Source organism: Pseudomonas sp. P1_F1_2 (assembly GCF_056405815.1).
This window is the reverse complement of record NZ_JBFUBK010000161.1, coordinates 1-9,486: the sequence shown is the minus strand read 5'-3', so window position 1 is coordinate 9,486 and position 9,486 is coordinate 1. Positions and strand designations below refer to the sequence as shown.

Below are 9,486 nucleotides of genomic sequence, written 5' to 3'. Positions count from 1 at the left end.
AGACCATGATGATCAACGCTGGTTACTTTGATGTGCCGGTGAAGAACACCTCCAGCGAATGGAGCCTCAACGACTGGATCAACAACCAGCGGCACAAGGCCAAGGACAACCTCAAGGAGGAAGTCCGCGTGCACCCGGTGCCACTGGAGGCAATCAATACGTCCTCTGAAGTGCGCATTGCCGGCAACACCGGTGAGATGCTGATTTTCTCCGGCTCGCACCTGCATGGCACAGTCGCCAACCACACCGAACAAACCCGCTTCAGCGTGGATTTCCGCCTGATGCACCTCGATGACCTCAAGCACAAGCGCGGCGCGATCAACGTCGACAGCGCCTGCCCTGACGTCGGCGCCGGTTTCAAAGACTATTTCCACGCCCACGACTTCTCGAATTTCCAAGGAATCCAGCAATGACCAAGCGTCGCATCACGCCTGCAGAGGCCCAGTACAACGAAACCCGTGCCAACGTTCTGAAGCGCGTTGATGCCGAGTACGTGGCCGACGCGCCGTTCGTGTTCGCCAACCGCATCGGCGTAACCGCTGCACTGTCGCGCATGGAACTGTTCAAGAAAGTGGCTGAAGTACCGGGCGCGATCATCGAGTGCGGCGTGTACAAGGGCAACTCGCTGATGCTGTACATGCACTTGTCGATGATTCTGGAACCGTACGCGATCAACCGTTCGATCGTAGGCTTCGACACCTTCGAAGGCTTCCAGAGCATCGACAAGAAAGAAGACCCGGCCGACGTCAACGAGACCATGTTCTCCGACACCGACCAGTCGCTGATCCAGGACATGATCGACGCTAACGACCTGCTGCGCCCGGTCAACCGCATCCCGCGTTGCGAACTGGTCAAGGGCGACATCGTCAAGACCGTGCCTGAGTGGGTCAAGACCCGTCCGGACCTGGTCGTGGCCATGCTGATCCTCGACACCGACCTGTACGAATCGACCAAAGTCGCGCTGGAAACCTTCCTGCCGTACATGCCTAAAGGCGCCATCGTGGTTCTGGACGAAGTCGCTTACCGCAACTTCCCGGGCGAAACCAAGGCCCTGCGCGAAGTGCTGGACCTGAACAAAATCGAACTCAAGCGTCTGCCGTTTGATTCGTGCGTGGGTTACTTCCACATCTAACGCATAACCGTACAGCTGATACAAAACCTGTGGGAGCGAGCTTGCTCGCGATGAGGCCGGCACATTCAACATCATCGTTGACTGTCAGGTCGCCATCGCGGGCAAGCCCGCTCCCACATTTGTTATGTGTTGCAGCCCCTGTCTCAGCTGGCTTTTTGCAACGTCGCCCGACCCACCATCACCCGCTCCCGCACCACGTCATACACCCAGTGGTAAATGTAGGTGTACGGCAGGAAAAACAGCAGCACGCCGATGTCGAGCAAGAACGCCTCCCACAGGCTGGTCTTCAGCCACCRGGCAATCAGCGGCACACCGAAGGCGACCAGACCGCCTTCAAACAGCAGCGCATGGACCACCCGGACCCATGTCGTGCGCACCACGTTGTAGTGGTTGAGAACACGGTCAAACATCCCGTTGAACACCACGTTCCAGGCCAGGGCCAGCGCCGCGATGAGCATGGTGACCATACCCATGTCGAGCAACGGTTTGTTCATGATCCAGGCCAGCAACGGGGTACAGATCAGGATGGCCAGCAGTTCGAAACCAATGGCCTGGAAAACACGCTCTGTGATGGATTTGTTGGGGCTCATGGCCTGACTCCTCTGAGTGACTGTGGTTGCCATGATCCTGCATCAAGCCGATACTTCATAACCAATAACCATCGATCAAGGCGATAGTTCATGGCCTCTCACGAAGTGTTGCTCGCCTTTGTCCAGGCGGCGACCCAAGGCTCGTTTTCCGCAGCGGCGCGCAAACTGGGGCGCAGCCAGTCGACCATCAGCGCAGCAGTGGCCAGCCTGGAAATCGATTTGAACCTGGTTCTCTTCGACCGCAGCAGCCGCAAACCCAGCCTGACCCCGGCCGGGCACGTGATGCTGCAACGCGCCGAGGAGATCCTGGCTGCTACCAGCCGGCTGGAAATGACGGCCAGCCAATTGTCTGAAGGCATTGAGGCAAAACTGACCGTGGCGATTTCCGACACTTATCAATCCGACCGGTTCGAAGCGGTGCTCAGTGCGTTCGAGCAACGCTATCCGGACCTGGAGCTCGAATGCCTGATTGCCGAATGCGATGACCTGATAGCGCTGGTGCAACGGGGACGGGCGCACGTGGCGTTCGCGGAAATGAAGGACAGCTACCCTCCGAGCCTGGTCAGCTCTACCGTCGAAGAGCGCACGGAAATCGCACTGTTCGTCTCCCCTGCGCATCCCTTGGCGGCGCTCGATCATATCGACCAGCATGTATTGCAACAGCACCGGGAGCTGCGCCTGGCCACCATCGTCAATCCGTATGAAAGCCGGGCGAAAGGTCGCGTCTGGTCGGCGCCGAGTTACTTGATGCTGTTGGAAATGGCCCAGGGAGGATTTGGCTGGGCGTCGTTGCCGCGGTGGCTGGTGGAGCGTTATGGCCAGGGTTCGTTGCAGGAACTTCAGGTGCGCGGCTGGCCGAAACCGGTGTTTGTCGATGCGTTGTGGTCACGCCAATATCCGCCGGGGCCAGCGGGGAGTTGGTTGTTGAGCAAGATGCTGGAGTGAAGGTCCTTTGGCCCTTATCGCGGGCAAGCCATGCTCCTACAGGTTAAACGCAAACCCCGTAGGAGCATGGCTGCCCGCGATGAGGCCCGACACATCACATCACCCCAACGCCTTTATGCGCGCTTCCAGAAACCGCCGCTCCGGCACCTGCTGCGTCAGTTCCAGCGCCCGCCCATACGCGGCCCGCGCCTCCTCCACCCGTCCCAACTGCCGATAAAACTGCGCCCGCGCCGAATGCGCCAGGTGGTAATCCAGCAATTCGCCGCGATCCAGAATCGCCTCCACCAACGTCAGCCCCGCCAACGGTCCATCGCGCTGGGAGATCGCCGCTGCCCGGTTCAACTCGATCACCGGCGATGGCACCATCCGCAACAGCAAGTCATACAGACCGACAATCTGCGGCCAGTCCGTGGCTTGCGGCGCTGACGCCTCGGCATGCACCGCCGCAATGGCCGCTTGCAGGCAATACGGCCCAAAGCGCTGCAGGGTCAGCGCCCGTTCCACCAGGGCGCAACCCTCGGCGATCATCCCCGCATCCCACAATGAACGGTCCTGCTCATCCAGCACGATCAACTCGCCGCTTGCCGAAGTCCTGGCCAGGCGCCGTGACTCATGCAGCAACATCAGCGCCAGCAACCCCATGACCTCCGGCTCGGGCAGCAACTCCAGCAGCAAACGCCCCAGCCGAATGGCCTCGCGCGTCAGGTCTTCGCGCGTCACTTCAGCACCGATGGAGGCCGAGTAACCTTCGTTGAACACCAGGTAAATCACCCGCAACACGCTGTCGAGGCGCTCGGGCAATTCCTTCAGCGTCGGCACTTGATAAGGGATTTTCGCATCGCGGATTTTCGCTTTCGCCCGCACGATGCGCTGAGCGATGGTGGCGGGCGCCGAGAGAAACGCCCGGGCGATTTCCTCTGTGGACAGGTCGCAGACTTCGCGCAAGGTCAACGGCACTTGAGCATCTGCGGCCAGTGCCGGGTGACAACAGGTGAAGATCAGCCGCAGGCGATCATCTTCCACGTCTTCGGCACTCCAGTCGGCCTGTTCCAGCGCCTCCAGTTGAGCGATCAGCAGCGGTTGCGCCGCGACAAACCGCGCACGCCGACGTAACGCATCGATGGCCTTGAAGCGCCCGGTGGACACCAGCCAAGCGCGCGGATTGTCCGGCACGCCATCACGCTGCCAGCGCTCCACCGCCACGAAAAAGGCCTCGTGCAGGGCCTCTTCAGCGAGATCGAAATCGCCGAGCAATCGGATCAGCGTCGCCAGGATCCGCCGCGACTCTTCGCGGTAAACCAGCTCGACCCGAGCCGGCACCGACTCGCCCGGCATCAAGGATTCAACTGGCGAACGGGGCGCACCTCAACACAACCGACACGGGCCGCCGGGATGTCCCCGGCGACCTGGATCGCTTCATTGAGGTCCTTGGCATCGATCAGGTAGAAGCCGGCCAACTGCTCCTTGGTTTCGGCGAACGGACCGTCGGTGATCGACATCTTGCCGTTACGCATGCGCACAGTGGTCGCGGTCTGCACCGACTCCAGCGCTTCGGCCGCCACCATGCGGCCACTACCCTGAATCGACTCGGCGTAGGCCATGCACTCGGCGTCCTTGGGACTGTCAGGCAATGAGTGCAACGCCTGTTCGTTGCTGTACACCAAGCATAGGTACTTCATGTGACTCTCCTGAATCGAACGGATCAACTATGGCTGCAGATTGACGCCTTGGCGAAATTCCCGACGATCAGGGCTCCAGATTGAAGAGCGTGGTGCCGCTGACCATGTCGAACGGGGCCGACCAATGTTCGTGGACAATCCGCCATTGCCCGCCGTCGCGGCGATAGCAGGCGGTCACGCGCATCCAGCAGGCCTGGGTCTCGCCCTTGTCGTTGGTGCCACCGCAATGGGCCAGCCAATGGGCGAAGGCGACGTGCTCGTCCGCCACAATGTTCATATGATCGAAATCAAACTGATGCTGGCCCTGGCACATTTCCATGCACTCCAGCCAATGCGCGCGGTACGCGGCCTTGCCCCGGAACTGCAAGGCCTTGACTGCGTCGTAGGAGACGATGTCGTCGGCATACAGGGCCATGATTTTATCGACGTTTTTAGAAATGACTGCCTGACGATAGGTGTCGATCAGGGTCTGGATTTCATTGGTAGCGCTCATGGTGGTTCTCCGTGTTTTTGTTGTGAAGACACCCTTAGTCGTTCGGCCAAACGGCAAATCGACAACCAAATAAAAATAATCCATCTGCGCAAACTCGCTAAAATCCAAGACCCATTCGTGTTGGAAAAAGGACACTCCAGTGACAGCCCGACTCGTGCCTTACGACAGCCTGAACGCACTCCAGCGCCAGCAGGTCGAGGCCATCGAAGTTCTTCAGGAACAAATCAAATTTTCCGGCGACATTCACGGTGCATTGCACACCTTGCTGTCCAGACCAGGCCCGGGCGTCAAAGGGTTTGCGCTACTGGTCGAAGACGTTCCGGTCGCCTTCCTGCTGCTCAAGCGCCCGCCCGTACTGCCGGCCTGGGCCGATGAACACAGCGCCACCTTGCATGCGCTGCAAGTGGATCAACACGCTCAAGGCAAAGGCTACGGCAAGGCCTGCCTGCAAGCGCTGCCGGACGTGGCGCGCCAGGCGTTTCCGGAAATAAAGGGGCTGGAGTTGTCGGTGGATGCGGACAACCAGGCGGCCATCGCGCTCTACGCAAAATTCGGCTGGGTCGACAGTGGTGAAGCGTACAAGGGCCGGATCGGGTATGAACGGCGGATGGGGTTGGTTTTTTAACCGACGGGGGGGCGATTCAAAAGGGTTGCCTCGTGGCAACCCTTTGGATGAAGTCTTCTGTCAGAGCAGTAAACAGTAGTCGAGCAGTTGTTTTTCGACACTTTGGCGTTGGCCGATCACCAGAGCGACCACCACAAGTTTTTCGCTCGGATATACCTCATACAGAACCCGCTGCCCCAAAGGCAGATACTCTCGAAATAGAGTTACACCCAGAGACGCCGCTTCCTGACAAACACCATAGACATGAGCCTGGCTAGCCAGTGCCGTAACGATCTGCATGACCAATTGATCAACCAGCTCTGCCGCTTTTTTGCGACCGCATTGTTGTGTCAGGTAGTGCTCAAGTGAAACGACTCCGTGCTCCGCAGCAGTCGCGAACTCTACCCTGTAGGTTTCAGGCATCGGTATCGCCTTGCTCTGATTGACGTCGCTGAGCCAGTCTGGCCAAAAGTGTGTCACCAGAAATCAACTTGCCCTGCTCCTTGTCGCGGGAGGCAAACGAGAGAAGCTTGATCAGCGCAATGGCTTCGTCACGACGCTTACGCTCCTCATACGACTCAATCACATAAGCCGGCACACCATTTTGCGTGACGAGCATAGGCTCAGAGAGATCCAGTGCCGCGGCGTTCTTTTTTACAAAACTGATGGTTTCAACTCGCATTACTCATTCCTCTACCGCCATCCAATCAGGCTGGCCAATGCAACACGGTCTGAATTTAGGCTATAAAAAAACTTATCTCAAGCAATCATTTGCGACCTCAAAGCTCCAACACCATCTCATGCCACGCCATCCCGCCATGGTCAGAGGCCGACGGCTTGATGTAGGCAAAGCCAAACCCGGCGTACAGCGGGATATGCCGTTCTTTGCACATCAGGTGGATGTGGGTCTTGCCCTGCGCACGCATCCGTTCGATGAACTCGCCCATCAACTGTTTCGCCAACCCCAAGCCCTGATAATCCGGGTGCACCACCAMCGACATGATCACGACATGCGGGCCGGCCGGGTCGTGGCCGATCAGTTCCTTGAACGCTTCGTCCGACATTTCCACCTGAAACGCCGCACCGGAGTTGATGAAACCGGCTACAACGCCGTCGACTTCAGCCACGACGAAACCCTCGGGCCACGTGGCGATGCGGGTGGCGATTTTCTCCCGGGTGGCGGCTTCGTCGCCTTCGTAGGCCACGGTTTCGATGGCGTAGCAGCGGTCCAGATCAGTGGCGGTGACGTTGCGGATGACGGTGTTCATGGCAGCTCGGAATCAGCGTGGGAAAGGCTGGGGATCATAAATCAGCACCCGCGCGACAGCGAGAGACGATTCTACTAATCAGTCTCTCGCCGTCTTGTTTACGCTTTGATCGGCAACCAGATTTCCAGCTTGCCGGTGTTGAGCTTGGGGTTGAAGTCTTCGCTGTAGCGCTCGAACTCCGGGGCAGCCAACAGCTCGCGTCCAGACTTAGGCAGCCACGTGCCATGGATGTACTGGAAGGTTTGCGGCAAGGCGGTGAGCGGCCCCTTGTGTTCGAACACGACATATTGCTGGGGCTGCACCTCTACCCAGCGGTATGTGTCCGGTAAGTCATCGAGCTTGCTGATCTCGACCCCGGCGATGTAATCGAAACCGCCCTGACCGTCGAAATTGCAGCAGACGCCGTAAGTCACTTCGCCTTTTTGCCCGGGAACATTGCCGATGTGCGGAATGAATTTGTCCCAGAGCGCGGGAATGTCAGCAGTAGTCTGTTGAGTAAATTTTCCGCCAAGCCCTGCGATCAGCAGGAAGTGTCCGTGTTCGAAGCGTGGTTCCGTTACTTCGGCGCTTGTTTGCTCATCCATGATTCATCTCCTGAGCTTAAAAAAGGGTTCGGCTGGGAGTATAGAAGCCAAACCCGATTCGCCCAGTTACAGGGCGTGCAACTGTTCGACGGCGCCCGCCCCCACAAACTCGTTGTAGCCCGATAGAATCACGTAGACCGCGAAATAGCAGAAGATCGCCGCCGATGCCATGTACGAGTAGCGCAGCAATTTGTCGCCCAGCAACTTGCCGCCGTGGCTGGCAGCGAAGCACAGGCCGGCGCTCCAGAGCAGTCCGGCGCAAAGAAAACCGCCGAGAAACAGCGCCGAACTGAGGGCGCCACCGCCGCCGGAACGGGCAATCAGCGTGCCGCCGACTGCCGCGAACCACAGGATGGCGCTGGGCGAGGACATGGCGAGGAAGATCCCGCGGAAAAACTCTTTGCGATGGGAGTTCTGCCCCACCTCTTCGGCCTGGGCCAAGGCCGCTTCGTGGTGAATCGCCGAATAGATCATCTTCGCCGCGAAATAGATCAGCAACGCCGAACCGCCGATCCACAGTACCCAACGCACGGTTTCGTATTGCAGCAAAACGGTCATGCCCGCCAACGCCAGCACCGCGTAGATCAGGTCGCCGACACAGGTCCCCAACCCCAGCGCAAAGCCCTGGAAATAGCCGCGCTGCATGGCCAATGTGATCATCGCGATATTGGCCACGCCGATATCCAGGCACAGCGAAAGGCTCAGCAAGAAGCCGCTGGTGAATTCCATCAACCGATTTCCTTCGGACAAATTTGTTTACGCAGTGGCTGGACAGTGTGCCACATCAGCCCTTATCTTCCGCAACAGGCCACCGCAGTGGCCAGCGTCGCTCGGACGGTTCCGGGCGCTTACGTTATTCGAGGCAACAATGGCCGAACAAGGTTCGCCGCGCCGCTTTGCGCGCATCGATCGACTCCCCCCTTACGTGTTCAACATCACTGCCGAGCTGAAGATGGCCGCCCGTCGTCGTGGCGAAGACATCATCGACTTGAGCATGGGCAACCCTGACGGCCCGACTCCGCCGCACATTGTCGAAAAACTCGTGCAGGTCGCCCAGCGCGAAGACACCCACGGCTACTCGACGTCCAAGGGCATTCCGCGTCTGCGCCGGGCAATTTCCAACTGGTACAAGGATCGCTACGAGGTCGACATCGACCCGGAAAGCGAAGCCATCGTCACCATCGGTTCCAAGGAAGGCCTGGCGCACTTGATGCTGGCCACCCTCGATCAGGGCGACACCGTGCTGGTGCCCAACCCCAGCTACCCGATCCACATCTACGGTGCCGTGATTGCCGGCGCCCAGGTGCGTTCGGTGCCATTGATTCCGGGCGTGGACTTCTTCGCCGAACTGGAACGGGCGATTCGCGGCTCGATCCCGAAACCGAAAATGATGATCCTCGGCTTCCCGTCCAACCCTACTGCTCAATGTGTGGAGCTGGATTTCTTTGAGCGCGTAATCGCCCTCGCCAAGCAGTACGACGTTTTGGTGGTGCACGACCTGGCTTACGCCGACATCGTCTACGACGGCTGGAAAGCCCCCTCGATCATGCAAGTGCCGGGCGCCAAGGACATTGCGGTGGAGTTTTTCACCCTGTCCAAGAGCTACAACATGGCGGGTTGGCGGATCGGTTTCATGGTCGGCAATCCGGAACTGGTCAACGCCTTGGCGCGGATCAAGAGTTACCACGACTACGGCACGTTCACTCCGCTGCAAGTCGCGGCCATTGCGGCGCTGGAAGGCGACCAGCAATGCGTCAAGGACATCGCCGAGCAGTATCGGCAGCGGCGTAACGTGCTGGTCAAAGGCCTGCATGAACTGGGCTGGATGGTCGAGAACCCGAAGGCGTCGATGTACGTCTGGGCCAAGATTCCCGAGGCGTATGCGCACCTCGGCTCGCTGGAATTCGCCAAGAAACTGCTGGCCGAGGCCAAGGTCTGCGTTTCGCCAGGCGTGGGGTTTGGTGAGTATGGGGACGACCATGTGCGCTTCGCGCTGATCGAAAACCAGGACCGGATTCGTCAGGCGGTGCGCGGGATTCGCGGGATGTTCAGGGCGGATGGGCTGGCACCGAAAACCAACGCCTGACCCATGATCGTTCCCACGCTCCAGCGTGGGAATGAATCCGGTGACGCTCTGCGTCACAGTGGACGCGGAGCGTCCATGGTGGCATTCCCACGCAGAGCGTGGGAA

Annotated in this window: 13 protein-coding genes and 1 pseudogene; 5 read left to right on the top strand and 9 right to left on the bottom strand. The window is 59.2% G+C overall.

Annotated elements, in window-relative coordinates; translation table 11 throughout:
• Positions 1–413: pseudogene (locus tag AC1D2P_RS29355) on the top strand (hypothetical protein); the annotation flags it as partial.
• On the top strand, positions 410–1,132 hold the full coding sequence (locus AC1D2P_RS29350; RefSeq protein WP_477757834.1) for a TylF/MycF/NovP-related O-methyltransferase: 723 nt from the start codon (positions 410–412) through the stop codon (positions 1,130–1,132). The pseudogene AC1D2P_RS29355 and the gene AC1D2P_RS29350, both read left to right, overlap by 4 nt.
• Positions 1,133–1,275: 143 nt before the next feature.
• Here the strand turns inward: AC1D2P_RS29350 and AC1D2P_RS29345 are convergent, their stop codons facing one another.
• Complete coding sequence (locus AC1D2P_RS29345; protein ID WP_477811726.1) at positions 1,276–1,722, bottom strand: multidrug/biocide efflux PACE transporter; 447 nt, start codon at positions 1,720–1,722, stop codon at positions 1,276–1,278.
• Positions 1,723–1,812: 90 nt separating this feature from the next.
• Between AC1D2P_RS29345 and AC1D2P_RS29340 the strand changes: the two genes are divergently transcribed.
• Positions 1,813–2,667: a LysR family transcriptional regulator gene (locus AC1D2P_RS29340; RefSeq protein ID WP_046031991.1), complete on the top strand. Its 855-nt coding sequence runs from the start codon at positions 1,813–1,815 to the stop codon at positions 2,665–2,667.
• A gap of 99 nt (positions 2,668–2,766) precedes the next feature.
• Here the strand turns inward: AC1D2P_RS29340 and AC1D2P_RS29335 are convergent, their stop codons facing one another.
• The 3 genes from AC1D2P_RS29335 to AC1D2P_RS29325 form a co-directional block, all read right to left on the bottom strand.
• Positions 2,767–4,002, bottom strand: coding sequence for an RNA polymerase sigma factor (locus AC1D2P_RS29335; RefSeq protein ID WP_258666937.1), 1,236 nt, complete (start codon positions 4,000–4,002; stop codon positions 2,767–2,769).
• Complete coding sequence (locus AC1D2P_RS29330; protein WP_046031993.1) at positions 4,002–4,346, bottom strand: YciI family protein; 345 nt, start codon at positions 4,344–4,346, stop codon at positions 4,002–4,004. Before AC1D2P_RS29330 ends, AC1D2P_RS29335 begins: the two co-directional genes overlap by 1 nt.
• Positions 4,347–4,413: 67 nt before the next feature.
• Positions 4,414–4,839 carry a YybH family protein gene (locus AC1D2P_RS29325; protein ID WP_046031994.1) on the bottom strand — a complete coding sequence of 142 codons (426 nt, stop codon included), beginning with the start codon at positions 4,837–4,839 and terminating at the stop codon, positions 4,414–4,416.
• Positions 4,840–4,978: 139 nt separating this feature from the next.
• On the opposite strand from AC1D2P_RS29325, the gene AC1D2P_RS29320 reads away from it, so the two are divergent.
• The gene (locus tag AC1D2P_RS29320; RefSeq protein ID WP_109785107.1) at positions 4,979–5,464 is read left to right on the top strand and encodes a GNAT family N-acetyltransferase; all 486 of its coding nucleotides are present in this window, start codon (positions 4,979–4,981) and stop codon (positions 5,462–5,464) included.
• 60 nt (positions 5,465–5,524) lie between these two features.
• Here the strand turns inward: AC1D2P_RS29320 and AC1D2P_RS29315 are convergent, their stop codons facing one another.
• From AC1D2P_RS29315 to AC1D2P_RS29295, 5 genes are all read right to left on the bottom strand, one after another.
• The gene (locus AC1D2P_RS29315) at positions 5,525–5,866 is read right to left on the bottom strand and encodes a hypothetical protein (protein ID WP_046031996.1); all 342 of its coding nucleotides are present in this window, start codon (positions 5,864–5,866) and stop codon (positions 5,525–5,527) included.
• Positions 5,859–6,125, bottom strand: a complete 267-nt coding sequence (locus tag AC1D2P_RS29310) for a prevent-host-death protein (RefSeq protein ID WP_046031997.1) — start codon at positions 6,123–6,125, stop codon at positions 5,859–5,861. Before AC1D2P_RS29310 ends, AC1D2P_RS29315 begins: the two co-directional genes overlap by 8 nt.
• A 97-nt stretch (positions 6,126–6,222) precedes the next feature.
• Positions 6,223–6,711 (bottom strand): GNAT family N-acetyltransferase, encoded by a 489-nt coding sequence (locus AC1D2P_RS29305; RefSeq protein ID WP_477811725.1) that lies wholly within the window; start codon positions 6,709–6,711, stop codon positions 6,223–6,225.
• A 98-nt stretch (positions 6,712–6,809) separates the two neighbouring features.
• Positions 6,810–7,295, bottom strand: a complete 486-nt coding sequence (locus tag AC1D2P_RS29300) for a GyrI-like domain-containing protein (RefSeq protein WP_046031999.1) — start codon at positions 7,293–7,295, stop codon at positions 6,810–6,812.
• Positions 7,296–7,361: 66 nt separating this feature from the next.
• Positions 7,362–8,024, bottom strand: a complete 663-nt coding sequence (locus AC1D2P_RS29295) for a LysE family translocator (RefSeq protein WP_046032000.1) — start codon at positions 8,022–8,024, stop codon at positions 7,362–7,364.
• Positions 8,025–8,163: 139 nt separating this feature from the next.
• On the opposite strand from AC1D2P_RS29295, the gene alaC reads away from it, so the two are divergent.
• Complete coding sequence (gene alaC, locus AC1D2P_RS29290; RefSeq protein ID WP_109785104.1) at positions 8,164–9,381, top strand: alanine transaminase; 1,218 nt, start codon at positions 8,164–8,166, stop codon at positions 9,379–9,381.
• The last annotated feature ends 105 nt before the right edge of the window (positions 9,382–9,486 follow it).

What these genes read in the sequence shown, in the direction of transcription:
- AC1D2P_RS29310 (WP_046031997.1), bottom strand. Translation starts at nt 6,125, where the DNA reads ATGCGAGTTGAAACCATCAGTTTTGTAAAAAAGAACGCCGCGGCACTG.
- AC1D2P_RS29340 (WP_046031991.1), top strand. Translation starts at nt 1,813, where the DNA reads ATGGCCTCTCACGAAGTGTTGCTCGCCTTTGTCCAGGCGGCGACCCAA.
- AC1D2P_RS29295 (WP_046032000.1), bottom strand. Translation starts at nt 8,024, where the DNA reads ATGGAATTCACCAGCGGCTTCTTGCTGAGCCTTTCGCTGTGCCTGGAT.
- AC1D2P_RS29350 (WP_477757834.1), top strand. Translation starts at nt 410, where the DNA reads ATGACCAAGCGTCGCATCACGCCTGCAGAGGCCCAGTACAACGAAACC.
- AC1D2P_RS29315 (WP_046031996.1), bottom strand. Translation starts at nt 5,866, where the DNA reads ATGCCTGAAACCTACAGGGTAGAGTTCGCGACTGCTGCGGAGCACGGA.
- AC1D2P_RS29300 (WP_046031999.1), bottom strand. Translation starts at nt 7,295, where the DNA reads ATGGATGAGCAAACAAGCGCCGAAGTAACGGAACCACGCTTCGAACAC.
- AC1D2P_RS29325 (WP_046031994.1), bottom strand. Translation starts at nt 4,839, where the DNA reads ATGAGCGCTACCAATGAAATCCAGACCCTGATCGACACCTATCGTCAG.
- alaC (WP_109785104.1), top strand. Translation starts at nt 8,164, where the DNA reads ATGGCCGAACAAGGTTCGCCGCGCCGCTTTGCGCGCATCGATCGACTC.
- AC1D2P_RS29335 (WP_258666937.1), bottom strand. Translation starts at nt 4,002, where the DNA reads ATGCCGGGCGAGTCGGTGCCGGCTCGGGTCGAGCTGGTTTACCGCGAA.
- AC1D2P_RS29330 (WP_046031993.1), bottom strand. Translation starts at nt 4,346, where the DNA reads ATGAAGTACCTATGCTTGGTGTACAGCAACGAACAGGCGTTGCACTCA.